A 21,873-nucleotide genomic window follows, 5' to 3' on the forward strand; every position below is an offset into this window, starting at 1 on the left:
CCCGGTTCAAGTTCATTCCCCGACCAGTGTTGAAATTCTCCATAGTGTAAACGGGCCAATATGGCGACACAATTGTCGGGACACTCGGAGCTCCCATGAGTGACATCCCAACCCTGTATATAGTCCCCACTCCGATCGGCAATCTGGCCGACATCACCCAGCGAGCACTGGACGTGCTGCGCAGCGTCGATCTGGTGGCCGCCGAGGATACCCGGCATACCGGGATCCTGCTCAGCCACTACCAGATCTCGGTACCGACCTTTGCCCTGCACGATCACAACGAGCAGCAAAAGGCGGATGTGCTGATCGCCCGCATCAAGGAGGGCAAGAGCGTGGCCCTGGTCTCCGATGCGGGGACGCCGCTCATCAGCGACCCCGGTTATCATCTGGTCACCCGTTGTCGCGAAGCCGGGGTCAAGGTGGTGCCGCTGCCCGGTCCCTGCGCTGCCATCACGGCGCTGTCCGCCGCCGGGCTGCCCACCGACCGCTTCGCCTTCGAGGGTTTCCTGCCGGCCAAGGCCAAGGGGCGGGATGATCGCCTGCAAGCCGTCATCGAAGACACCCGCTCTCTGGTGTTCTACGAATCGCCGCGCCGGGTGCAGGATACCGTGGAAGCGATTGCTCGCATCCTTGGCGAGCGCCAGGTGGTGGTGTGCCGCGAGCTGACCAAGACCTTCGAGTCCATCCACGGTCTGCCCGCCTCCGAGATGCTGGCCTGGCTCGGAGAGGACGATAACCGTTGCCGCGGGGAGATCGTGCTGGTGGTCGCCGGTGCCAGCAAGGTGGATGACGAGTTGCCTGCGGAGGCGATCCGCACCCTGGGCCTGCTGGTCAGCGAGCTGCCCCTCAAGAAGGCTGCGGCCCTCACCGCCGAGATCCACGGGGTGAAGAAGAACGCCCTCTACAAATACGGTCTCGAGCACTATTAATTGCCGTAAACCGGAATTGACGGTTTACCCCGTCCGTCTCGCGAGGCTATAATACGCGCCTCGGAGTTGGCTGGGCAATCGCTGCTTCGTCGTTGTGTCCCTCGGGACAGACGGGCGGAGGGGAGGAAAGTCCGGGCTTCACAGGGCAGGGTGCCAGGTAACGCCTGGGGGGCGCGAGCCTACGACCAGTGCAACAGAGAGCAGACCGCCGATGGCCCGCAAGGGATCAGGTAAGGGTGAAAGGGTGCGGTAAGAGCGCACCGCGCGACTGGCAACAGTTCGTGGCACGGTAAACTCCACCCGAAGCAAGACCAAATAGGCCCCTATTGGCGCGGCCCGCGTTGGGGGCGGGTAGGTTGCTTGAGCCAGCGAGCGATTGCTGGCCTAGAGGAATGATTGCTACCCGGGGCAACCCGGTACAGAACCCGGCTTACAGGCCGACTCCGACCTCTTTCTGGTAAGTGATTACCTCGAAATCCCGGCACCTTTTGGTGCCGGGATTTTTATTTTCGGCTGGTCACGCGGTCGCGTGGCGCCTTTTGGGGTTTTGTAATAAAGTTCTCGCCCCTTTCGGTCGCTCTGTGTCGTCTGGGCTATCGGTATCGATCATGGAGCCGGCATGTCTCCATGCAGCAGGACGAGATGAAAATGGCAAAGGTGGATTTGTAATGTCATCAAGCGGCGTAATGCACACCCCTTCCCGGTTGATCTGTGCCGAGCGGGGCAGAGCCCTGCCTCAATATGACTTGCTGGGGGTCGAGAGGGCCAACCAGGCCCGTCTCAGGCAACTCAACACCCAACTGAGCGTTTTTTCCCAGCAGGCATCGGGCTGCATGGCCCAGTTGTTCAATGCGGCGGATTGCGATCTGGGTTACCAGGACTTTTCTTCTGCGTTGCCGCAAGAGGAGGATGATCATCAGGTCTGGGTCGAAGCCCGTACTCCTCTGGATGCCCAGCGTGTCGCCTTTTTCTCCATCTCTCCTGCGGTCATCTATCGGCTTGCCGTGCTGTTTTTCGGCGGCACTCTGCAACACAAGGGGGCCACGGCACCCCATGGCAGGGGATTGACCGACACCGAACAGCGACTGCTGCTGCGGCTGTGCCAGTACCAGGTGGAAATCTGGTCGACCTGTCAAGGTCAGGGAGACCTCTCCTGGCAGCTGAATCTGATCTCCCGGGAGGCCCTGCCAGCAGGCCCGCTCTGGAAGGCGCAGGCCAGTATGCTGGCCGGTGGCAGCCAGCACGATTGGCAGTTCTGGCTGGCGCCCCCCGAAGAGGCGCCCGGTATCGCTGAAGGTCAGCGTGTGCAGGTGGCGCAACTGGAAGAGGCGCTGATCCAGGTGCCGGTGCGGCTGCGGGTAGTCATGGGGCAGATGTCCATGACGCTGGCGGATCTCGAATGCCTCAAGGTGGGAGACGTGCTCTCGCTGGATTTACCCGAGGTGGTGCCGGCCCTGATCGGCCAGCGCCCCTGTTTCAATGGACGCATTGCCGAACATAAAGGCAGCCTGGTGTACCAGGTCGCAACAGTGGTAGAGGAGTAGTCGAATCGTGAACGAGCACAACATGAATGACCCGCTGGATCTGGATGGCCTGGATCAGCTGTTTGGGGACGACATCAGCATGCCGAGTGCGGCCGACTACATGGCGCCGACCAGCAGTACCAAGCAGCGGGATCTCTCCTTCTTTCACCACATTCCGGTCAAGGTGACGCTGGAAGTGGCCAGCACCGAGGTGGCGCTGGGCGAGCTGATGAAGGTGGAAGAGGGGGCCGTCATCGAGCTGGACAAGCTGGCGGGCGAGCCGCTGGATGTCCGCGTCAACGGGCGCCTGCTGGCCAGGGGAGAGGTGGTGGTGGTCAACGGCAAATACGGGCTGCGGCTGGTGGATGTCGTGGACACCAAATTGCTGGGCGGCATGAACGACTGATGCGTTACCTGCTGGTTGCCCTGCTCCTGCTGGCGTTGCCGAGCTGGGGCGCGGACATGACGCTGTTCTCGGTATCGCCGAGCGAAGCAGGGGGAGAGGACTACAGCGTCAAGCTGCAGATCCTCTTCTTCATGACCCTGCTGGGTCTGCTGCCGACCCTGCTGCTGATGATGACCAGTTTTACCCGGATCATCATAGTGCTGGCCATCCTGCGTCAGGCCCTGGGATTGCAGCAAAGCCCACCCAACCGGGTGCTGATCGGCATCAGCCTGATCCTGACCCTGGTGATCATGAGGCCGGTCTGGACCGAGATGTACCAGAACGCCTTCGTGCCATACGACCAGAACGAAATTACGTTGACGGAAGGGCTGGCCCGCGCCGAAAAACCGCTGCGCCAATTCATGCTGGCCCAGACCCGGGAGCCGGATCTCGAGCAGATGCTGCGCATCTCCGGAGAGCCGACCACCCTCGCCAAGAGCGAGGTGCCGTTCGGCGTGCTGTTGCCGGCCTTCGTGCTGAGCGAGCTGAACACCGCCTTCCAGATAGGTTTCATGCTGTTCATCCCCTTTCTGGTCATCGATCTGGTGGTCGCCAGCGTGTTGATGGCCATGGGGATGATGATGCTCTCCCCTCTCATCATCTCGCTGCCATTCAAGTTGATGGTCTTCGTGCTGGTGGATGGCTGGTCCATGACGGTTGGTACCCTGGCGGCCAGTTTCGGCGGGGGAGGCTGACGTGACCCCCGAGCAGAGTGTGGCCCTGGTGGGCGGGGCCGTGAACCTGGTGGTCATCATGGTCTCGGTGCTGATCGTGCCCGGTCTCATCGTCGGGCTGGTGGTCAGCATCTTCCAGGCGGCGACCCAGATCCAGGAACAGACACTGAGCTTCCTGCCCCGTTTCATCGTGACCCTGCTGACCCTCATCTTCACGGGAAACTGGCTGCTGTCGCAGATCACCACCCTGTTCGCCGACCTGTTCCAGAAGATCCCCGGGCTTATCGGATGAACTCCCTGCTGTCGTTCAGTGCGGCCGAGCTGACCGCCTGGCTGGGACAGTGGTGGTGGCCCTTCATTCGCATCGCGGCCGCCTTCTGGGTGATGCCGGTATTCGGCGACGGCCGGGTGCCTGCACAGGTTCGCATCCTGCTGGCCTTCGTCATCAGTCTGCTGATCGCCCCCATGATGAAAGGCATGCCGGCGCTGGATCCCCTCAGTGCCGGCATGGTGGTGCTGACCCTGGAGCAGTTGCTGTTCGGTCTGCTGTTTGGGCTCTGCATACAGATGCTGTTCATGGTGATGACCATGGCGGGGCAGATCCTCTCCATGCAGATGGGGTTGGGGATGGCGGTGATGAACGATCCTTCCAACGGAGACACGGCGCCCATCGTCAGCCAGATCATGCTGGTCTTCTGCTCCCTGTTGTTCCTCGGTCTGAACGGCCATCTGGTGACTTTGGACGTCCTGGTGCAGAGCCTGCGCACCTGGCCGCCGGGAACCTCGCTCTACGTCCTCGATCTGAAGGGGGTCATCGGCTTGTTTGGCTGGAGCATCGGAGCTGCCCTCATCCTGACCCTGCCTGCCGTGGTGGCCATGCTGATGGTGAACCTCACCTTCGGGGTGCTCAATCGTACGGCCCCTTCCCTGAACATCTTCTCTCTGGGCTTCCCCATGACGTTGCTGCTGGGGCTGCTCACCATGGCCATCTCCATCAGCGGCGTCCCGGCCCGCTACCTGAATCTGGTCGGTTACGTGCTGACCCAGCTCAGGGCATTGACGCCGACATGAGCCAGCACAGCGCCCAGGACAAAACCGAAGAGGCCTCTTCCCAGAAACGGCGCAAGGCGCGGGAAGAGGGCCAGATTGCACGTTCCAGGGAGTTGAGCTCGGCCGGCCTGCTGCTCGTCGGCGGTCTGGTCATGCAGTGGATGGTACCGAGTTTCGGGCTCTTCTTTGCCGAGCTGATGAAGCAGCCCCAGCGTTTCAACTGGCAGGGGGCACGGGATCCCCAGATGATGATCCAGTGGACCGCGGACGCCCTGATCGGGATGCTGTGGGTGCTGCTGCCTCTGTTCGGCGTGCTGGCCCTGCTGCTGGTGCTGCTCAGTAGCGTGCCTGGCGGCATGGTGCTGGTCTGGAAGAAGCTGATGCCAAGCGGGGAGAAGCTCAACCCGCTCAAGGGGCTCAAGCGGATGTTCTCCACCCACAGTCTGATGGAACTTCTGAAATCCCTGCTCAAGGTGCTGCTGATCGGCGGCACCCTGGCCATGATGCTCCAGCACCAGTGGCCCACCCTGATGATGATGAACCGCATGCCGCCCCAGACGGCCATGGAACAGGCGCTGCGGATCCTCTCCCAGGCATTCATCTTGCTAGGCAGTGTGCAGATGCTCATCGCGGTGCTGGATGTGCCCTACCAGCGCTGGTCCTTGAACAAGCAGTTGAAGATGACCAAGCAGGAGGTCAAGGACGAGCACAAGAACAGCGAGGGGCGTCCGGAGATCAAGGCGAGGATCCGCCAGGTGCAGGGGATGCTGGCCAGGGCCCGCATCGAACAGCGGGTGCCCCAGGCCGATGTCATCATAGTGAACCCGACCCATTATGCGGTGGCCATCAAGTACGATCCCGAGCGGGCCAACGCCCCCTATGTGATTGCCAAGGGGGTGGACGGTATGGCGGAGCGGATCCGCGAGGTGGCCAAAGCCCATGACAAGCGGGTGATGAGCCTGCCCGAGCTGACCCGGGCCATCTACTACTCCACCCGGGTGGATCAGGAAGTGCCGGCGGGTCTGTACACCGCGGTCGCCTATGTATTGAACCATGTATTGCAGCTACGGGCCTATGAGGCTGGCAAGGGCAGGAAACCCAATCCCCTTGCCCCCCTGCACGTACCGCCCGAATTACGTCAACCTGAGAGGTAAGTTGTGAACTGGCGTGTCTTTACCCAATCCTATACAGCCATCCCCATGATGCTGCTGGCCATCCTGGCGATGATGATACTGCCTCTGCCGGGCTGGCTGCTGGATGCCCTGTTCACCTTCAACATCGTGCTGGCGGTGCTGGTGCTGCTGGTCTCCGTCTCGGCCCGCCGGCCCCTCGACTTCTCCGTCTTCCCGACCGTGCTGTTGGTGGCGACCCTGATGCGGCTCTCACTCAACGTCGCCTCCACCCGGGTGGTGCTGCTGCACGGCCATGAGGGCAACGAAGCGGCCGGCAAGGTGATCCAGGCCTTCGGCGAAGTGGTCATCGGTGGCAACTACGTGGTGGGTCTGGTGGTCTTCGTCATTCTGATGATCATCAACTTCGTGGTGATCACCAAGGGGGGCGAGCGGATCTCGGAAGTGTCCGCCCGCTTCACCCTGGACGCCATGCCGGGAAAGCAGATGGCCATCGACGCCGACCTCAATGCGGGGACCCTAGATCAGCACCAGGCACGGGCAAGGCGGGAGGAGATCGCCAGGGAAGCGGACTTCTACGGGGCTATGGACGGGGCCTCCAAGTTCGTGCGTGGTGACGCCATCGCCGGTCTGCTGGTGCTCATCATCAACCTGGTGGGGGGCCTGGCCATCGGCATCTTCCAGCACTCGCTGCCGGTTTCCGATGCCTTCCGCATCTATGCCCTGCTCACCATAGGTGACGGTCTGGTCGCCCAGATTCCCTCCCTGCTGATGTCCACGGCGGCAGCCATCATCGTCACCCGCGTGAGTGACGAAGGGGAGATGTCGGATCAGGTTGGCCAGCAGATCCTGGCCTCTCCTCGGGTGATCTACACGGCGGCGACCGTCATGCTGATCCTGGGGCTGGTTCCCGGCATGCCCATGCTGGCCTTCCTCAGCTTTGCGGCCGTGCTGGCCTGGACCGGCTGGAGCGTCAGCAAGCGCCGGGTGCAGGATCCCGCGCTGGATGCGGCCGAGGCGCTGACGCGCCAGATGGTGCAGCCGGAGCCCCAGGGACTGGAGTGGCAGGATCTGCCCCCGGTGGATGCGGTCGCCATCGAACTGGGTTATCGCCTGGTACCACTGGCGGAGGCGGACAAGGGGGCCGAGCTGCTGGCCCGGGTGCGCGGTATTCGCAAGACACTCTCCGAGCAGTACGGCTTCCTGCTGCCCGAGATCCGGGTGAGGGACAACCTGCAATTGCAGCCGGACCAGTACCGCATCAAGCTCTCCGGCATCCCTTTGGCCTCGGGCAATGTGGATTGCCAGCGGTTGATGGCCATCAGCAGCGGTGAGACCTATGGCGCCCTGGATGGCGAGCTGACACAGGATCCTGCCTATGGCATGAGTGCGGTCTGGATTTCGCCGGACAACAAGGCCAAGGCCCTCAATCTGGGCTACTCGGTGGTGGATTCCGCCACCGTCATCGCGACTCACGCCAGCAAGCTGCTCAGGGAGCAGCTCGACGGCCTGTTTGGTCATGACGAGGTGGGCAAGCTGGGTCAGCATCTGGCGACTCAGTCCCCCCGTCTTGCGGAAGAGCTCAATCTGGCCCTGACCCAGATGCAGCAGCTGCGGGTCTTCCGCCAGTTGCTCAAGGAGCAGATCAGCCTCACCGATATCCGCACCATCGCCACCACCTTGCTGGATGCGAGCGAGCTGACCAAGGATCCCGTCCTGTTGGCGTCCGATGTGCGCTGCGCACTGAAGCGCCAGATCGTCAGACAGGCGATAGGGTCCCGCGACGTGCTGGCGGCCTTCACCCTGGATGACCGGCTGGAGCAGACCCTGCTGACGGCCATGAGCCAGTCACAGCAGCAGGGCAAGATCCAGTTGGACAGCTTCCCGGTCGATCCCCAGTTGCTGGCGCAGTTGCAGCAGAACATGCCGCTGGTGAAGGAGCAACTGCAGCAACAGGGATATGCGCCCGTGCTGGTGGTCATGCCCCAGCTCAGGCCTCTGATCGCCCGTTATGCCCGCTCCTTCTCGAAAGGGCTCAAAGTACTCTCTTATAACGAGATTCCGGAAGAATTGCGGGTCGAGGTGATTGGGACCCTGGGCTGAAGTTGAATTGCCTTGGCCCTCTGCCGGCAGGAAGAGGCTATTCCGCATATCTGCTTGAATTGTCATATAAAGCCGTTATGATGTGACGGCTTTTGACGCGACACAGACTGACAGTGAAAAATTAAAATAGAAACAGTCAGATGTGTCTCATGGCTTGAAGGATCACAAAGCCATGCCATCCAAATACGGGTCGTCGCATGATAAAGGCAAACTGAACTGAAAAGTCAGGACGCAAAGCCTCCGGTCTAACAGCATTGATGCTAATGATAGCGGGGTTACCAAGGCCATGATTCCCGCCTTGTTTTTATACCAATACAGGGTAAACGCTCAATAAGAAGCGCTGCTCTGTCTCCGGTATGTCTTCATTTTTCAGGTGTCAGTTCTGTTGATTGATTCATGTGCAATCACAGGTTCGGGTTTATATGATTTCTGATTTATCTATCAAGGAAAATTCAATACCCGTCGGTATTGAAGCGCGTGCGCATTTATTATTGGTCTCCTCATCGTTATCAAATGGAAACAATATTGGGGATATATTGTTGAATTCCGGTTATCGTGTTTCCTGTCTGGATTCAGTGACGCTGGCAAAGCAATTTCTCTCGAACCATTCTGCCGATCTCATCCTGCTCGACATGGCGGTCATGACCGAGGCCGGGCCTGCCATGGTGCAGACGCTGGCGGGAACCGACTGCGTCATCCTGGTCAACGAGCACCAGGCCTATCTGGCGGCCGAGGCCATGCGGGCCGGCGCCATCGACTACATCATCAAGCCCTTCAGCCAGCGACAGATCCTCGATGTGGTCAGGGGAGCCCTGCGCCTGCGCCAGGCCATCCCCAACCTGATCGCCACCTCCCCCCAGAGCCTGCAGGTGCTGCAGCTCGCCAGGCGGGCGGCCAAGACCTCGGCCACCATCCTCATCGGCGGCGAGTCGGGGACGGGCAAGGAGCGGCTGGCCCGCTACATCCACGAGATGTCCAGCCGGGCGGCCAAACCCTTCGTGGCCATCAACTGCGCGGCCATCCCCGAGGCCATGCTCGAATCCATTCTCTTTGGCCACAGCAAGGGGGCCTTCACCGGGGCGACGGCCAGCCAGCAGGGCAAGTTCGAGCTGGCCCAGGGCGGCACCCTGCTGCTCGACGAGATCTCCGAGCTGCCGCTGGCGCTGCAGGCCAAGCTGCTGCGGGTGCTGCAGGAGAAGGAGGTCGAGCGGCTGGGCAGCCACCAGGTGATCCCGCTGGATGTGCGGATCATCGCCGCCAGCAACCGGGATCTGAGGGAGCTGGTGCTGCGGGGGGCGTTTCGCGAGGATCTCTTCTACCGGCTCGACGTGCTGCCCATGAGCTGGCCCGCCCTGCGGGAGCGGCGGGATGACATCCTGCCTCTGGCGGAATACTTCATCGAACGCTACGCCGCACAGCAGGGGTATCGCCTCGGAGAGAGTGCGCGCAGGCAGCTGCTCTCCTACGACTGGCCGGGCAATGTGCGGGAGCTGGATAACGTCATCCAGCGCGCGCTAATTATGGCTCGCGGATTGCATATTCAGGCCGTCGATCTGATGCTGCCCCATTACGCCGCCGAAGCCGATCCCCCGCAGCCGCAGACGCTCGCGGCCCCGGAGGGGCTCAACGAGACCAAGCGGCATGCCGAATTTCAATTCGTCCTTGAGACGTTGCGCCGTTTCCGTGGTCACCGGACACGCACGGCCGAGGCCCTCGGGATGACGACCCGGGCACTTAGATACAAGCTGGCTGCCATGCGCGAGCAGGGCATCGATGTCGAGCAGCAGATACAAAACTAAGGGATAACCGAGTGAAGATTGAGATGATGTCATCACAGGTGACGCTCCTGCAGCAGATGCAGGAAATGCAGCGAGTCGCCAGCCAAACCCCTTCCATCGAGCCGAACGAGGCGTCTGCCGTCTCGTTCAGCGACGCCATGCGCGACGTCGTCGGCCGCGTTAACGAGCAGCAGAATATCGCCTCCAGGCTGATGACCGCCGTCGACGCCGGTCAGAGCGACGATCTGGTGGGGGCCATGGTGGCCAGCCAGAAGGCAGGCCTCAGTTTTTCCGCCCTGATGCAGGTGCGCAACAAACTGATGACCGGCTTCGATGACATCATGCGCATGCCGCTCTGAGGGTAGGTCATGACTGAACTGGTATCATCCTCGCCGGGGGCGTCCGGCTCCCTGATCGCCCGGGTACAGGAAGGGATGCGCAACTGGCGCACCCTGTCGCGGGACAACAAGTCCATCCTCACCATCGCCCTGCTGGCCGCCGTGGTCGCCGCCACCATAGTGGTGATCCTCTGGACCTCCAGCAAGAACTATGTGCCCCTCTACGGCAAGCAGGAGCTCTACGACACCGCCAACATCATGGAGATGCTGGAGAAGGAGCAGGTGCCTTTTCGGCTGGAGAAGAGCTCGGGCCAGATCCTGGTGCCGGAGAGCCAGCTGGCCCACGTGCGTATGGCGCTGGCGGCGCGGGGGGTCCGGGCGGCCATGCCGGCGGGCCTGGAGGGGCTGGACAATGTCACCGGCCTCGGCACCAGCGAGTTCATGGAAGGAGCGCGCTACCGCCATGCCCTGGAGGGAGAGCTGGCCAGAACCATCATCTCCCTCGACGCGGTGCGTAGTGCCCGGGTGCATCTGGCCATCCCGAAGCGGACCCTGTTCGTCGGCCGTGACGAGGAGAAGCCCAGCGCCTCCGTGATGCTGGATCTGCAACCCGGGCAATCCATGGAGCCGGGCCAGGTGGAGGCGATCGCCAACCTGGTGGCGGGCAGCATCTCCGGCATGAAGCCCGGCGCCGTGACCGTGGTGGATCAGGCGGGCCAGCTGCTGAGCGCCGAGCTGGGGGACAAGGCCGGGTTCGGCAAGCAGAGCGTCCAGCAGATGGAATACGTGCGCAAGCTGGAGCAGTACATCCGCCAGCGCGCCAATGACATGCTCTATCCCATGCTGGGCACCGGCAACTTCCGGGTGCAGATCGCCGCAGACGTCAACTTCAATGCGGTGGAGGAGACCCAGCAGCAGCTGGATCCCAATGGTGTGGTGACCAAGGAATCCAACAAGTCCGACAAGACCATAGATGCCCTGGCCCTCGGCATCCCGGGGGCCCTCTCCAACCGCCCCCCGGAAACGGCACCCCAGACCGATCAGGCTGCCACCGAGGAGAACAAGGCACAGGAGCCTGCCAAGAACGACACCCGCACCGAGCGGCAGGAGGTCAGCAAGCAGTATGAAAACAGCCGCACCATAGTGCATACCCGCTACCAGCAGGGGCGGCTGGAGCGGATGAACGTCTCCATCCTACTCAATCAGCAGATCGGCCCCAAAGGGGGCTGGAGTGCCGAGCAGCTGGAACAGATCCGCCAGATGGTGGAACGCTCGGTGGGCTTCGACAGCGCCCGTGGCGACCAGATCAGCCTGCAGGTGTTCGATTTCACCGGTGCCGAGCCGGTGACACCGCCGGAGTCGAGCTGGCTGGAGACCCCCTACTGGCAGGATTCCCTGCGCTATCTGGTGGGCGGCCTGCTGGGGCTTACCCTGGTGTTCTTCGGCATTCGTCCCCTGGTCAAGCACCTGGTGCGCACCCAGCAATATCCTGATGCCGAGGCCGGACAGGAGCCGGACGAGGAGCAGGAACCCAGCATCGGTCTCGCCATGCGGCGGGAGGGCGATGAGGATCACGAGGTGCCGGCCTCCGGCAAGGGCCTGCAACAGGCCGAATACAGGCTGGAGCCCCAGTTCTCCTCCCTGGATCTGGAGGCGCTGCCGGAGCCGGGCTCCGAGCTGGAGGTCCAGCTCAAGCACCTGCAACTGCTGGTGGACAAGGACACCGCCCGGGTGGCGGAAGTGGTCAGACAATGGGTGAGCGGCAATGAGCAACGGTAATCTGAATCAGAACGCGGTCGACATCGACATCGACAACCTCGAGAAGGCCGCCATCCTGCTGCTGAGCATGGGCACCGAGGCGGCCGCCAAGGTGATGCAGAAGCTGTCGCGGGACGAGGTGCAGCGCCTCATCTCCAAGATGGCCGGCCTCTCCGGCGTGAGCTCGATCGAAGCCAAGTGGACCCTGCAGCAGTTCTTCACTCAGTATCGCGAGCAGAGCGGCATCGGCAGCGCCTCCCGGGAATACCTGGAGCAGACCCTGGATCTGGCCCTCGGCCAGCGCCTCTCCCGCAGCCTGCTCGACAGCCTCTACGGGGATGCGATGAGCCAGGATATCCAGCGCCTGCAATGGGTGCCGGCGGATGTGCTGGCCCGCTTCTTCCGCAACGAACACCCCCAGATGCAGGCGGTGCTGCTCGCCTTCCTGCCGCCCCAGACCGCCTCGGCCGTGCTCGATGCCCTGCCGGGCTCGGTCCACGACGATCTGCTGGTGCGGGTTGCCAGCCTCAGCTCGGTCAGCGAGCACGTGCTGGGGGAGCTGCGGCTGACCCTGGATCGCTGCCTCGCCTATGTGGCCGACCAGTCCGGCGCCAAGGTCAACGGGGTGCGCCAGGTGGCCGACATCCTCAACCGCTATCAGGGCAACAAGGAGCAGATGCTCACCCTGCTGCGGGAGCACGACGGCGAGATGGCCCTCGAGATCGAGAAGAACATGTTCGACTTCATGGCCCTGCGTCGCCAGAGCGACGACACCCTGCAGCGCCTGGTGCAGGAGCTGCCGGCTGATCTGCTGGCGCTGGCCCTGAAGAACACCGAGGCCGGTTTCCGCAAGGTGGTGCTGGGGGCCATGCCGAAGCGAATGGCGCAGGCGCTGGAGGCCCAGATCCAGGATCAGGGCAGCGTCTCCCTGCGCAAGGTGGAGCAGGCCCGGGAAGAGGTGATGAAGCTGGTGCGGGAACTGGTGGAGCAGGGCGAGATCGAGTTCCAGCTGTTCGAAGAGCCCACCGTCAGCTAACAGGAGACAGGCATGAGTCAGCATGTTCGCAAACTGGCGGCCGGGGCCACCCGTCTCTACCGTTTCCCGGCGCTGGGACAGAGCGGGGAAGAGGCCAGGAGCCAGCAGGAAGAGTTCGAATACGGCTATCAGCAGGGGCTGGAGCAGGGGCAGGCCGAAGGGTACCAGTCCGGCTACCAGCAGGGGCTGGCCAGCGGCCTCATCGAGGGGGAAGCCAAGGGGCTGCAGCAGGGTCAGGTGCGCGGCCTGGCCCAGGGGCTGACCGAGGGGCGCGCCGCCTTCGATCAGGCCATGATCCCCTTCGCCAGGTTGCAGCAGCAGTGGGAGTCCCTGACCCGGGCCCGGATGCTGGAGCAGAAGGCCCTGGTGGCCCAGCTGGTCGCCCAGGTGGCCAGGCGGGTGATCCAGGCCGAATTCACCCTCAATCCCCAGCAGGTGCTCCATCAGGTGGAGCAGGCCATGGCCAGCCTGCCGAGCGAGCCGGAGGAGCTGGTGATCTACCTCAACGAGGGGGACAGACAGCGGCTGATCGAGCAGGGGGTGACCCGCTGCGAGAAGTGGCCGCTGCAGGTGGACCCGGCGCTGGCGGTCGGCGACGCGCGGATCGAGACCCGCACAGCTGTGATCGAGATCAACACGGGGGAGCGGCTCGGCCGCTGTATCGAGCAGCTCAACCAGACCCTGGAGCTGCCGCAGGATGCATGAGGCGCTGCAGCAGGCGCTGACCTCGGCCCTCGACAGCCTGGAGGAGGTCCCGGGGTTTCGCCGTTACGGCAGGCTGGTGCGCGTCACCGGGCTGACCCTGGAAGTTGTGGGGTGCCAGCTCATCATGGGGCAGCGCTGCGAGGTGGAGACGGCCACCGGGACCGCCCTGCTGGCCGAGGTGGTCGGCTTCAACCGGGATATCTCCTACCTGATGCCGCTCCAGCCCATGAGCGGCCTCTATGCCGGTGCCCGGGTCCTGCCCGTCGACGGGGAGGAGACCATCCGGGTCGGCGAGCACCTGCTTGGCCGGGTGCTCGACGGCCTGCTGCAGCCCCTGGACGGCCGTCCCCTGAAAGAGGAAGGGGTGCGGGTGCCGCTGTTTTCCTCCCCTCCCAACCCCCTGCTGCGCACCCCGGTGCGCGAACCGCTCGACGTGGGCATCCGTGCCATCAACGGCCTGCTGACCGTGGGCAAGGGCCAGCGCCTGGGGCTGTTTGCAGGTTCCGGGGTGGGCAAGAGCATGCTGCTAGGCATGATGACCCGCAACACCAGCGCCCGCATCGTGGTGGTGGGGCTCATCGGCGAGCGGGGTCGGGAGGTGCGGGAGTTCATCGAGCACAGCCTGGGGAGCGAGGGGCTGGCCCGCGCCGTGGTCATTGCGGCCCCGGCAGACCAGTCCCCCCTGATGCGGCTGCGGGCCGCCCAGCTGTGCCACCGCATCGCCGAATATTTCCGCGAGCAGGGGCAGGACGTGCTGCTGCTGATGGACTCCCTGACCCGCTACGCCCAGGCCCAGCGGGAGATAGCCCTGGCGATCGGCGAGCCTCCCGCGACCCGGGGTTATCCGCCCTCGGTGTTCAGCATGCTGACCCAGCTGGTGGAGCGGGCGGGCAACGGCACCCATCCGGACGGCAGCCTGAGCGCCTTCTACACAGTGCTGGCGGAAGGGGATGATCAGCAGGACCCAGTGGTGGATTCGGCCAGGGCCATTCTCGACGGTCACATAGTGCTGACGCGCCGCCTGGCGGAAGAGGGACACTACCCGGCCATCGACATCGGCGCCTCGGTGAGCCGGGTGATGCCCCAGGTGGTGCCGCCAGAATGGCAGACCCTGGCGGTGAACCTGCGCCAGCTGTGGGGCCGCTATCAGCAGGTGCGCGAGCTGCTGCCGCTGGGGGGCTACCAGCCGGGGGCCGATCCCCAGATGGATGAGGCGGTCCAGCGCTATCCCGCCATCGCCGGCTTCCTGCAGCAGGGCCTGCACGAGGAGACCCCCATCACCCAGGTGATGGCCGGGTTGAAACAAGTGCTCGGCAGGGCTTAAGGACGCGGCATGCTGAAATCCTACCTCGGCCTGCAACAGGATGCGCTGGACGCCATGGGCAAGGAGCGCCAGCGCCTGCGGGAAGTGGCGCAGCGGGAGGAGCGCAGGGCCCTGAAACTGCAGGAGGTCATCGAGACGATGCAGCCGGGCGCCGCCAGCTTCCACCCCCTGCTGTGGCAGAACAAGCAGCAGATGCAGGGGCAGCTTCGCCACCTGCTGGCGCACCAGCAGCAGCAGTGTGCCCTGGCCAGCCAGGATCTGGCGCACCACGAGGGGCAGCTGATCAGGCAGTTTGGTCGGGTCAAGGGGCTGGAGCTGCTGCTGGACAAACGGGCCCTGGCGGCACGCCAGCGCCAGGAGTCAGGGGAGCAGCGTCAGCTGGACGAGCTCGCCGCGCTGCGCCATCGCGCCCTGCAGGGGAAGTGAGGGTTCAGTCGGGGAAGTGTTCCTGCCTGCCATAGGCGGATTCCTGGCCCAGCAGGGTATGGATGGTCTCGATCTGCCCCGCCAGCAGGCGGCCATTCTGTTCGTTCTGGCGCTGGCACTGCCGCAGCAACAGCTCGAGCGTCTGCCATTGCTCGCCGACCCTTTGTTGCAGCGGAGCGGGCAGCTTGCCGATGAGGGTCGCCATGCCCTGCTCGTCGGGCTTGAGGCCCAGGGCCCTCAGGTGCTGGCAGCGCAGCTGGACCTGCTGCTGGATCTCGCTCATCACCCGGGTCTGCTGCTGGTTGTGCGCCGCCAGCCCGTCCACGTCGTGGCTGGCCAGCAGGCGGTACTGGTTGAGCAGCAGCTGCTGCAGCTCGGCGTAGCGGCCACAATCCTGCTGGATGCCGACGATCAACTGCTGGACCCTCAGCCTGGGGGTCATGGTCATCGGCGGTGCATGTCCAGGATGGCCTGGCCCAGGGCATCCATGTCGAGCTCGAGCCGGCCTTCGGCGATGGCCTGGCGGATCTGGTTCACCTTCTCCATGTCCACGTCGGAGGTGGAGGCCAGCTCGGCCCTCGCCTGATTGATGGTCTGGGCCGTGGCGCTGATCCTGGCGTCCCCCTGGCTGGCCCGTGGCTGGGCTGCGGGCGCGGCATCGGCCTTGCGCTGCGACTGGGGTTGAACGTAGATAGGGTCGGTGCGTGTGATTTTCATAACGTGAATTCCTGGTGGTCTCTCTCTGACAGGCGACCCGAAGGCGGCCGAACTTGAATCAAACTCGCCTTTTGTGGGCTAAAAACGGGTTTCGACCTCCCCCTTGTCGATCACCCAGGCCTGGATCTCCTTGCCCGAGCCGAGGTTTCTGACCCGGATCCCTTCTCCGATGGCGCCGTTCGCCAGCGCCTGGCCACGGGTGGTGGCGGAAAAGCCCGGCTGCCCCGCCCGGATCAGCACCCCTTCCCCCGTGCGAACGGCCCAGGCCTGCTGCAGGTCGAGCTCGCCGATCAGCTGCCCCATCCTGAGATGGCGCGTGCTCTTGCTGCCCACCAGGTCGTCGTTGCTGGGGACGAAGCCCCGCTGCAGCCGGCTGACCTCGAGAGACTTCTCGACCAGATCCCCCGGCCCTATGGTCTGCCCCTTCTGGATCTCCCTTGCCGTCACCCAGACCGGCAGCATCAGGGTCACCTCCACCCGAGCCCGAAGCTGCCAGGCCGGCTCAGTGCACTCCACCAGATAGGGGCGCCTTCCCCAGGGCTGGCGATACTGCCCCCCGGCCTGATAGCGCACCGCCTGCCGGCAGTCGGGCAGGTGGGCCACGGCGGGGGAGAGCCAGACCTGATAGTCGGCTTTGGTCTGTGGCCAGCCCTGCCGGTGCAGGTAGTCGTCGAGGGCCGCCGTCGCATCCGCCGTCAGGCCATCGCTCAGCCGCTGCGCCAGGGAGATCGGCTCGGCCCGCAGGGGCAGCGCCAGGATCAGCAGGGCGAGCAGGCCTGCCCGCTTCCATATGGGAAACATTGCTTCCCCCTTTGTCCGCCCCGCCCGCCATGGGAGATGGCCTGACCAGCGGAAATCACGGGTTTTCATGATTGGCATGAGTCTTGATAAAGGATGCACCGGTCTGACTGGTTCACAAGAAGGATGAAGCATGAGTATCTCATTTGACAGCGCGCTTGGCGTCCATCCCTATGCCTTGGATGTGCGGGCGGACAGGGCCCGTATTCTGGCAGGGAATCTGGCCAATGTGGATACCCCAGGCTATCTGGCGCGGGATGTGGATTACAAGGCGATCCTCGGCCGTGTCGCCGGACAGGTGGCCGCCGGGGAGTCTGGCGGCGCCATTCGTCAGGACGCCGTGGACAACGACATGCAGCATCCCCTCTACCGCATCCCCTACCAGGTCTCCATGGATGGCAACACCGCCGAGCTCAGCGTGGAGCAGAGCAAGTTTGCCAGCAATGCCACCGACTTCCAGACCAGCCTCACCTTCCTGAATATGAAAATCACCGGGATCGCCAAGGCGATCGAGGGCCGTTAATCATGTCGTTCAACCGAATCTATGACATCGCCGGCAGCGCCATGCGGGCGCAGACCGTCCGCCTCGACACCGTGGCCTCCAACCTGGCCAACGTCGACAGCGCCGCCGGCAGCGAGGAGGCCGCGTTTCGCGCCATCAAGCCCGTCTTCTCCACCCTGTACCAGCGGGTCCAGGAGGCCGAGGGGCTGGGAGCCGCCCAGGTGCAGATCGCCGGCATCGTCCAGTCCGACCGCCAGGTCGAGAAGCGCCTCGAGCCGACCAATCCCCTGGCCGACGGCGACGGCTTTGTCTACTACTCCAACGTCAACGCGGTGGAGGAGATGGCGGACATGATGAGCGCCTCCCGGGGCTTCGAGACCTCGGTGGAGGTGATCAACCGCATCAACAGCATGCAGCAGGGGCTGCTGCGCCTCGGCCAGGGGGCATAAATGAGCCTGCCACAAGTCAGCGGTCTGGATACCGCCCGCAGCACCAGCCAGTACTCGGCCACCCCGGAGATCGCCGCCAACGGCACCGGAGAGGGGCAGGGAGTCCAGCTGCGCAACGAATTCCTGCAGATGATGGTGGCCCAGATCCAGAACCAGGATCCCACCAACCCGCTGGATGGCGCCCAGTACGTCACCCAGTTGGCGCAGTTCAGCATGGTGGAAGGGGTCGAGGGGCTCAAGGTGCTGCAGCAGAAGTCCATCAACATGATGGATACCCAGCAGGTGCTGCAGAGCACCGACCTCATCGACAAGGAGGTGATGGTGCCGAGCCAGACCCTGGAACAACAGAAAGAGAGTGCCATCCGCGGTCAGGTGGAGCTGGCCGGTGCGGCCGATGCGGTTGAGCTGAAGGTCTATGACAAGCACGGCACCCTGGTCGCGACCAAGAGCTGGGGCGAGAGCAAGGCGGGGGCGCTGGATTACGAGCTGCCGGCCTTGCCGGCCGGCGAGTACAGCTTCGAGGTGAAGGCTTCCCTCGCCGGGGTGGCCACCACCACCAAGAACTATGTGGCCAGCCGGGTGGAGCGCGTCAGCCTGCCCGGCACGGGCGAAATCATGTTGCAAGTGGCGGGCGTCGGGGATGTTCCCCTGTTCAGCGCCGTCCAGTTTGGCAAGTCGGCGTAATCAGAAAGGAGCGACACTGTGTCTTTTAGTATCGGACTGAGCGGCCTGCGCGCCGTCAACCAGGAATTGAGCGTCATCAGCAACAACGTGGCCAACGCCAGCACCGCCGGCTTCAAGTCCAGCCGTGCCGAATTTGCCGCCATCTACGGCGGCGGCCAGGCCGGCGGCGTGGAGATGAACAACGTCTCCCAGAACTTCGATCGCAGCGGCGACGTGACCCGGACCGGGCGCGGGCTGGATCTGGCGATCTCCGGCAACGGCTTCTTCGTCCTCAAGGATGGCAACGGCCAGACCTCCTACACCCGGGCCGGCATGTTCCAGCGGGACACCAGCAACTACCTGACCACGGCCAGCGGCACCCGTCTGCAGGGCTACATCACCAACGAGGCGGGGGAGCTGCAGTCCGGCGTGGTGGGGGATATCCAGGTCAAGACCGGCAACCTGCCCGCCAAGCCCTCCGACACCCTGGAGTTCGTGGCGAACCTCAAGGCGGACGCCAGCATCATCGATCAGGCGGTACACCCGTTCGACCCTGCGAAATCCGACAGCTTCAGCTACTCCCAGTCCAGCAAGGTGTACGACTCCCTCGGGGTCGAGCACACCCTGACCCAGTACTTCGTGAAGACGGGCGAGAACACCTGGCAGGTCAACTACGCCTTCAACGGCACCCAGACCGGCACCCCGGTGGCCATGGCGTTCAACACCAACGGCACCCTGAAGTCCCCGACCACGGCGCCCGTGCTGAACCTGGCGCCCGCAGGGGCCGAGCCCATCGCTCTCACCGCCGATCTGACCAAGGTCAGCCAGTATGCCTCCGACTTCAACGCCACCCGCAACCAGTCCAACGGCTATACCGCCGGGGATCTGACCGGGGTGCGTGTCGATGCAGACGGCGGTGTCTACGCCACCTTCACCAACGGCCAGAGCCTGCTCCAGGGTCAGGTGGTGATGGCGAACTTCGCCAACCCCAACGGCTTGCTGCAGGCCAACAACACCACCTGGCAGCAGTCGTTCAGCTCGGGCCAGCCCGTGCTGGGGGCGCCGGGCACCGGTACCCTGGGCGGCCTGACGGCGGGGGCCTACGAGGCCTCCAACGTGGATCTGACCGGCGAACTGGTGAGCCTGATGACCTCCCAGCGCAACTACCAGGCCAACGCCAAGACCATCAGCTCGGCGGACAAGATGACCCAGGTTCTGTTCAACTCCTTCTAAGGCGTGATGCGTGGAAAAGCTTATCTATACCGCCATGTCGGGGGCGCAACACACCCTGATGGCCCAGCAGATCCGGGCCAACAACCTGGCCAACGTCAATACCGCAGGCTTTCGGGCCGATTTCGAGCGGGCCTCCGCCTACGCCCTGACCGGTGACGGCTACCAGAGCCGGGTCATGGCCAGGGAGGAGCAAGCGGGCACCGATTTTCGGGCGGGCGCCCTGATGCAGACCGGCCGCAAGCTGGACGTGGCGATCCGCGGCGAGGGGTTTCTCACCGTGCAGACCGCGGACGGCAAGGAGGCCTACACCCGCGCCGGCAACCTGGAGGTGGACGGTGAGGGACTGCTGACCCTCAACGGTCGCCCCGTGCTCGGGGATGGCGGCGAGATGGTGCTGCCTGCCTATCGGGATCTGAGTTTTGGCAAGGACGGTTCCCTCAGCATCACCCCGCCGGGGGGCGGCGCCCGGCTGGATGTGGGCCGGCTCAAGCTGGTCAACCCGGATCCGGCCGAGCTGGTGAAGGGGCAGGATGGCCTGTTCCGCCAGCGCCAGGGCGGCGATGCGGAGATCAGCGAGCAGGTGGTGCTGGCGTCCGGCTTCCTCGAGGGGGCCAACGTGAACGCGGTGGACGAGCTGATCGGCAGCATGTCCCTGACCCGCAACTTCGAGCTGCAGGTGAAGCTGATGAAGACGGCGGACGAGCAGGCGAGACAGGGGGCCAGGCTGATTTCCGGCCAGGGCTGACAGAATGACGCAGGGTCGGTGTGGCCGTCCCTGCACTAACTTGATGAGGGCGCCAGGCGCCCTCCCATGAAGGGTGGAGAGACGAAGATGCATGCAGCGCTTTGGGTGAGCAAGACGGGTCTGTCGGCACAGGATGCCAAGATGGCCAGCATTTCCAACAACCTGGCCAACGTCAACACAGTCGGCTTCAAGCGCGATCGGGTGGCGTTCGAGGATCTGTTCTATCAGGTCCAGCGCCAGCCGGGGGCCCAGCAGGATCAGCAGAACCTGTCTCCCATCGGCATCCAGATGGGGAACGGGGTGCGGGTGGTCGGCACCCAGAAAGTGTTCACCCCGGGCCAGTTCCAGAACACCAACCAGGATCTGGACATGGCGGTGGTGGGTGCGGGCTTCTTCAGCGTCGAGCGTCCGGATGGCGAGACCGCCTACACCCGCAACGGCCAGTGGCACCGCAACGCGGAAGGGCTGCTGGTCAACGCCGACGGCCTGCCCATGCTGCCGCAGATCCAGATCCCGGACAACGCCACCAAGATCGCCATCGGCACCGACGGCACCGTGAGCGCCACCCTGCCGGGACAGCAGGAGAACGTGGAGCTGGGGCGCATCACCCTGACCAACTTCTCCAACCCGGCCGGCCTGGAAGCCCTGGGGGGCAACCTCTACCGGGCGACCGGTGCCTCCGGCGAGGCCATCGAAGGGGTGCCGGGTGAAGAGGCCATGGGGGCCATCAAGCAGTTCACCCTGGAGAGCTCCAACGTCAACGTGGTGGAAGAGATGGTGGACATGATCACCACCCAGCGCGCCTACGAGATGAACGCCAAGGTGGTCTCCTCCGCCGATCAGATGCTCAAGTTCGTGACCCAGGCCCTGTGATGATGAGTGCGCTGTGGCGTTGTGCCGTGCTCTGCCTACTGCTGGGGGGCTGCTCCACCTATGAGTTGCAGGCCCCGGAACCCGGCGACGAGAAGTGGGCCCCCTCCCGCTCCGAGATGACGAAGGCTGGGGTGGGGGAGGATGGCAGCCTCTATCGTAACGATTACATGATGACCCTGTTCCAGGACCGTCGCGCCTACCGGGTGGGCGACATCCTGACCGTGATGCTGGAGGAGCGCACCCAGTCCAGCAAGAAGGCCAACACCAGTATGAACAAGGCCAGCAGCATCAATGTACCGGCCCCCTCCATCGGCGGCGTGTCGCGGCCCGACTGGGGCGCCTCGGTCAGCGCAGACCGGGACTTCGACGGTGGCGCCACTTCCAGCCAGCAGAACACATTGGCGGGGGCAATTACTGTCACCGTGGCCGAGGTGATGCCGAACGGGGTGCTGGGGATCCGGGGGGAGAAGTGGATCCGCCTCAACCAGGGGGATGAGTACATCCGTCTGGGGGGCATGGTGCGGGTCGAGGACATCGACCAGAGCAACCGCATCTCCTCCCAGCGCATCGCCGACGCCCGCATCACCTATGCGGGTCGCGGCGCCCTCGCCGACAGCAACCAGATGGGCTGGCTGGCGCGTTTCTTCAGCTCCGCCTTCGCCCCCCTGTGAGGA

General features: G+C 64.0%; 25 protein-coding genes, 1 other RNA gene and 1 riboswitch. Of the genes, 23 read left to right on the forward strand and 3 right to left on the reverse strand.

Features of this window, described 5'->3' with window-relative positions; translation table 11 throughout:
- Positions 1 to 95 precede the first annotated feature (95 nt).
- The 16 genes from rsmI to lfiJ all read left to right on the forward strand — a co-directional run bounded on the left by rsmI (position 96) and on the right by lfiJ (position 15,219).
- A complete protein-coding gene (gene rsmI, locus PG887_RS08690) occupies positions 96 to 929 on the forward strand; it encodes a 16S rRNA (cytidine(1402)-2'-O)-methyltransferase (protein ID WP_052814457.1) in 834 nt (277 codons plus the stop codon).
- A 62-nt stretch (positions 930 to 991) separates the two neighbouring features.
- Positions 992 to 1,378: RNase P RNA component class A (gene rnpB / locus PG887_RS08695), an RNA gene on the forward strand.
- Between the two features lie 219 nt (positions 1,379 to 1,597).
- Complete coding sequence (gene lfiM, locus PG887_RS08700) at positions 1,598 to 2,473, forward strand: lateral flagellar motor switch protein LfiM (RefSeq protein ID WP_183148999.1); 876 nt, start codon at positions 1,598 to 1,600, stop codon at positions 2,471 to 2,473.
- A gap of 7 nt (positions 2,474 to 2,480) precedes the next feature.
- On the forward strand, positions 2,481 to 2,858 hold the full coding sequence (lfiN, locus tag PG887_RS08705; protein ID WP_041211834.1) for a lateral flagellar motor switch protein LfiN: 378 nt from the start codon (positions 2,481 to 2,483) through the stop codon (positions 2,856 to 2,858).
- Positions 2,858 to 3,592, forward strand: a complete 735-nt coding sequence (fliP, locus tag PG887_RS08710; RefSeq protein ID WP_041211833.1) for a flagellar type III secretion system pore protein FliP — start codon at positions 2,858 to 2,860, stop codon at positions 3,590 to 3,592. The genes lfiN and fliP overlap by 1 nt, the downstream gene beginning before the upstream one ends.
- Before the next feature lies 1 nt (position 3,593).
- The gene (gene fliQ, locus PG887_RS08715; RefSeq protein WP_041211832.1) at positions 3,594 to 3,863 is read left to right on the forward strand and encodes a flagellar biosynthesis protein FliQ; all 270 of its coding nucleotides are present in this window, start codon (positions 3,594 to 3,596) and stop codon (positions 3,861 to 3,863) included.
- Positions 3,860 to 4,642: a lateral flagellar biosynthetic protein LfiR gene (gene lfiR, locus PG887_RS08720; RefSeq protein ID WP_270821482.1), complete on the forward strand. Its 783-nt coding sequence runs from the start codon at positions 3,860 to 3,862 to the stop codon at positions 4,640 to 4,642. Before fliQ ends, lfiR begins: the two co-directional genes overlap by 4 nt.
- Positions 4,639 to 5,775, forward strand: a complete 1,137-nt coding sequence (gene flhB, locus PG887_RS08725; RefSeq protein WP_270821483.1) for a flagellar biosynthesis protein FlhB — start codon at positions 4,639 to 4,641, stop codon at positions 5,773 to 5,775. Before lfiR ends, flhB begins: the two co-directional genes overlap by 4 nt.
- A gap of 3 nt (positions 5,776 to 5,778) precedes the next feature.
- Entirely contained in the window at positions 5,779 to 7,854 is a 2,076-nt protein-coding gene (gene lfhA / locus PG887_RS08730; protein ID WP_104454875.1) for a lateral flagellar biosynthesis protein LfhA, read from the forward strand.
- Positions 7,855 to 8,049: 195 nt separating this feature from the next.
- Positions 8,050 to 8,137: riboswitch (cyclic di-GMP riboswitch) on the forward strand.
- Positions 8,138 to 8,276: 139 nt separating this feature from the next.
- Positions 8,277 to 9,653: a lateral flagellar response regulator transcription factor LafK gene (gene lafK / locus PG887_RS08735; protein ID WP_104454874.1), complete on the forward strand. Its 1,377-nt coding sequence runs from the start codon at positions 8,277 to 8,279 to the stop codon at positions 9,651 to 9,653.
- Positions 9,654 to 9,664: 11 nt separating this feature from the next.
- Entirely contained in the window at positions 9,665 to 9,991 is a 327-nt protein-coding gene (gene lfiE / locus PG887_RS08740) for a lateral flagellar hook-basal body complex protein LfiE (protein ID WP_104454873.1), read from the forward strand.
- A gap of 18 nt (positions 9,992 to 10,009) precedes the next feature.
- Positions 10,010 to 11,749 carry a lateral flagellar M-ring protein FliFL gene (gene fliFL, locus PG887_RS08745; RefSeq protein WP_408867700.1) on the forward strand — a complete coding sequence of 580 codons (1,740 nt, stop codon included), beginning with the start codon at positions 10,010 to 10,012 and terminating at the stop codon, positions 11,747 to 11,749.
- The gene (gene fliGL, locus PG887_RS08750; RefSeq protein ID WP_104454871.1) at positions 11,736 to 12,764 is read left to right on the forward strand and encodes a lateral flagellar motor switch protein FliGL; all 1,029 of its coding nucleotides are present in this window, start codon (positions 11,736 to 11,738) and stop codon (positions 12,762 to 12,764) included. Before fliFL ends, fliGL begins: the two co-directional genes overlap by 14 nt.
- 12 nt (positions 12,765 to 12,776) lie before the next feature.
- A complete protein-coding gene (gene lfiH, locus PG887_RS08755) occupies positions 12,777 to 13,469 on the forward strand; it encodes a lateral flagellar assembly protein FliH (RefSeq protein WP_270821487.1) in 693 nt (230 codons plus the stop codon).
- Complete coding sequence (lfiI, locus tag PG887_RS08760; RefSeq protein WP_270821488.1) at positions 13,462 to 14,793, forward strand: lateral flagellar FliI-like assembly ATPase LfiI; 1,332 nt, start codon at positions 13,462 to 13,464, stop codon at positions 14,791 to 14,793. Before lfiH ends, lfiI begins: the two co-directional genes overlap by 8 nt.
- Positions 14,794 to 14,802: 9 nt before the next feature.
- Positions 14,803 to 15,219, forward strand: a complete 417-nt coding sequence (gene lfiJ, locus PG887_RS08765; RefSeq protein WP_209794223.1) for a lateral flagellar protein LfiJ — start codon at positions 14,803 to 14,805, stop codon at positions 15,217 to 15,219.
- 4 nt (positions 15,220 to 15,223) lie between these two features.
- Here lfiJ and PG887_RS08770 read toward each other — a convergent pair whose 3' ends face one another.
- The 3 genes from PG887_RS08770 to lfgA all read right to left on the reverse strand — a co-directional run bounded on the left by PG887_RS08770 (position 15,224) and on the right by lfgA (position 16,806).
- Complete coding sequence (locus PG887_RS08770) at positions 15,224 to 15,667, reverse strand: flagellar protein FlgN (protein ID WP_270821489.1); 444 nt, start codon at positions 15,665 to 15,667, stop codon at positions 15,224 to 15,226.
- The gene (gene flgM, locus PG887_RS08775) at positions 15,664 to 15,936 is read right to left on the reverse strand and encodes a flagellar biosynthesis anti-sigma factor FlgM (protein WP_209794221.1); all 273 of its coding nucleotides are present in this window, start codon (positions 15,934 to 15,936) and stop codon (positions 15,664 to 15,666) included. Before flgM ends, PG887_RS08770 begins: the two co-directional genes overlap by 4 nt.
- A 78-nt stretch (positions 15,937 to 16,014) precedes the next feature.
- Positions 16,015 to 16,806, reverse strand: a complete 792-nt coding sequence (gene lfgA / locus PG887_RS08780) for a lateral flagellar basal body P-ring formation protein LfgA (protein ID WP_270821490.1) — start codon at positions 16,804 to 16,806, stop codon at positions 16,015 to 16,017.
- Positions 16,807 to 16,867: 61 nt separating this feature from the next.
- Between lfgA and lfgB the strand changes: the two genes are divergently transcribed.
- The 7 genes from lfgB (at position 16,868) to flgH (ending at position 21,870) form a co-directional block, all read left to right on the forward strand.
- Positions 16,868 to 17,257, forward strand: coding sequence for a lateral flagellar basal body rod protein LfgB (lfgB, locus tag PG887_RS08785; RefSeq protein WP_270821491.1), 390 nt, complete (start codon positions 16,868 to 16,870; stop codon positions 17,255 to 17,257).
- A gap of 2 nt (positions 17,258 to 17,259) precedes the next feature.
- The gene (gene flgCL, locus PG887_RS08790) at positions 17,260 to 17,685 is read left to right on the forward strand and encodes a lateral flagellar basal body rod protein FlgCL (protein WP_043762711.1); all 426 of its coding nucleotides are present in this window, start codon (positions 17,260 to 17,262) and stop codon (positions 17,683 to 17,685) included.
- Positions 17,686 to 18,369 (forward strand): flagellar hook assembly protein FlgD, encoded by a 684-nt coding sequence (locus PG887_RS08795; protein WP_270821492.1) that lies wholly within the window; start codon positions 17,686 to 17,688, stop codon positions 18,367 to 18,369.
- An 18-nt stretch (positions 18,370 to 18,387) separates the two neighbouring features.
- Entirely contained in the window at positions 18,388 to 19,581 is a 1,194-nt protein-coding gene (gene flgEL, locus PG887_RS08800; RefSeq protein WP_270821493.1) for a lateral flagellar hook protein FlgEL, read from the forward strand.
- A 10-nt stretch (positions 19,582 to 19,591) separates the two neighbouring features.
- Entirely contained in the window at positions 19,592 to 20,326 is a 735-nt protein-coding gene (gene lfgF / locus PG887_RS08805) for a lateral flagellar basal-body rod protein LfgF (RefSeq protein ID WP_270821495.1), read from the forward strand.
- A gap of 87 nt (positions 20,327 to 20,413) precedes the next feature.
- Complete coding sequence (gene lfgG / locus PG887_RS08810) at positions 20,414 to 21,199, forward strand: flagellar basal-body rod protein FlgG (RefSeq protein ID WP_209794215.1); 786 nt, start codon at positions 20,414 to 20,416, stop codon at positions 21,197 to 21,199.
- Positions 21,199 to 21,870: a flagellar basal body L-ring protein FlgH gene (flgH, locus tag PG887_RS08815; RefSeq protein WP_209794214.1), complete on the forward strand. Its 672-nt coding sequence runs from the start codon at positions 21,199 to 21,201 to the stop codon at positions 21,868 to 21,870. The genes lfgG and flgH overlap by 1 nt, the downstream gene beginning before the upstream one ends.
- The last annotated feature ends 3 nt before the right edge of the window (positions 21,871 to 21,873 follow it).

Source organism: Aeromonas sp. QDB14 (assembly GCF_027707845.1).
Taxonomy (GTDB): Bacteria; Pseudomonadota; Gammaproteobacteria; order Enterobacterales; family Aeromonadaceae; genus Aeromonas; species Aeromonas caviae.

Bases quoted from the DNA above. Each gene is read 5' to 3' on its own strand.
- rsmI (WP_052814457.1), top strand. From the start codon at position 96: ATGAGTGACATCCCAACCCTGTATATAGTCCCCACTCCGATCGGCAAT.
- lfiM (WP_183148999.1), top strand. From the start codon at position 1,598: ATGTCATCAAGCGGCGTAATGCACACCCCTTCCCGGTTGATCTGTGCC.
- fliP (WP_041211833.1), top strand. From the start codon at position 2,858: ATGCGTTACCTGCTGGTTGCCCTGCTCCTGCTGGCGTTGCCGAGCTGG.
- lfiR (WP_270821482.1), top strand. From the start codon at position 3,860: ATGAACTCCCTGCTGTCGTTCAGTGCGGCCGAGCTGACCGCCTGGCTG.
- flhB (WP_270821483.1), top strand. From the start codon at position 4,639: ATGAGCCAGCACAGCGCCCAGGACAAAACCGAAGAGGCCTCTTCCCAG.
- lafK (WP_104454874.1), top strand. From the start codon at position 8,277: ATGATTTCTGATTTATCTATCAAGGAAAATTCAATACCCGTCGGTATT.
- fliGL (WP_104454871.1), top strand. From the start codon at position 11,736: ATGAGCAACGGTAATCTGAATCAGAACGCGGTCGACATCGACATCGAC.
- lfiH (WP_270821487.1), top strand. From the start codon at position 12,777: ATGAGTCAGCATGTTCGCAAACTGGCGGCCGGGGCCACCCGTCTCTAC.
- lfiI (WP_270821488.1), top strand. From the start codon at position 13,462: ATGCATGAGGCGCTGCAGCAGGCGCTGACCTCGGCCCTCGACAGCCTG.
- lfiJ (WP_209794223.1), top strand. From the start codon at position 14,803: ATGCTGAAATCCTACCTCGGCCTGCAACAGGATGCGCTGGACGCCATG.
- PG887_RS08770 (WP_270821489.1), bottom strand. From the start codon at position 15,667: ATGACCATGACCCCCAGGCTGAGGGTCCAGCAGTTGATCGTCGGCATC.
- flgM (WP_209794221.1), bottom strand. From the start codon at position 15,936: ATGAAAATCACACGCACCGACCCTATCTACGTTCAACCCCAGTCGCAG.
- lfgA (WP_270821490.1), bottom strand. From the start codon at position 16,806: ATGAAAACCCGTGATTTCCGCTGGTCAGGCCATCTCCCATGGCGGGCG.
- lfgB (WP_270821491.1), top strand. From the start codon at position 16,868: ATGAGTATCTCATTTGACAGCGCGCTTGGCGTCCATCCCTATGCCTTG.
- flgCL (WP_043762711.1), top strand. From the start codon at position 17,260: ATGTCGTTCAACCGAATCTATGACATCGCCGGCAGCGCCATGCGGGCG.
- PG887_RS08795 (WP_270821492.1), top strand. From the start codon at position 17,686: ATGAGCCTGCCACAAGTCAGCGGTCTGGATACCGCCCGCAGCACCAGC.
- lfgG (WP_209794215.1), top strand. From the start codon at position 20,414: ATGCATGCAGCGCTTTGGGTGAGCAAGACGGGTCTGTCGGCACAGGAT.
- flgH (WP_209794214.1), top strand. From the start codon at position 21,199: ATGATGAGTGCGCTGTGGCGTTGTGCCGTGCTCTGCCTACTGCTGGGG.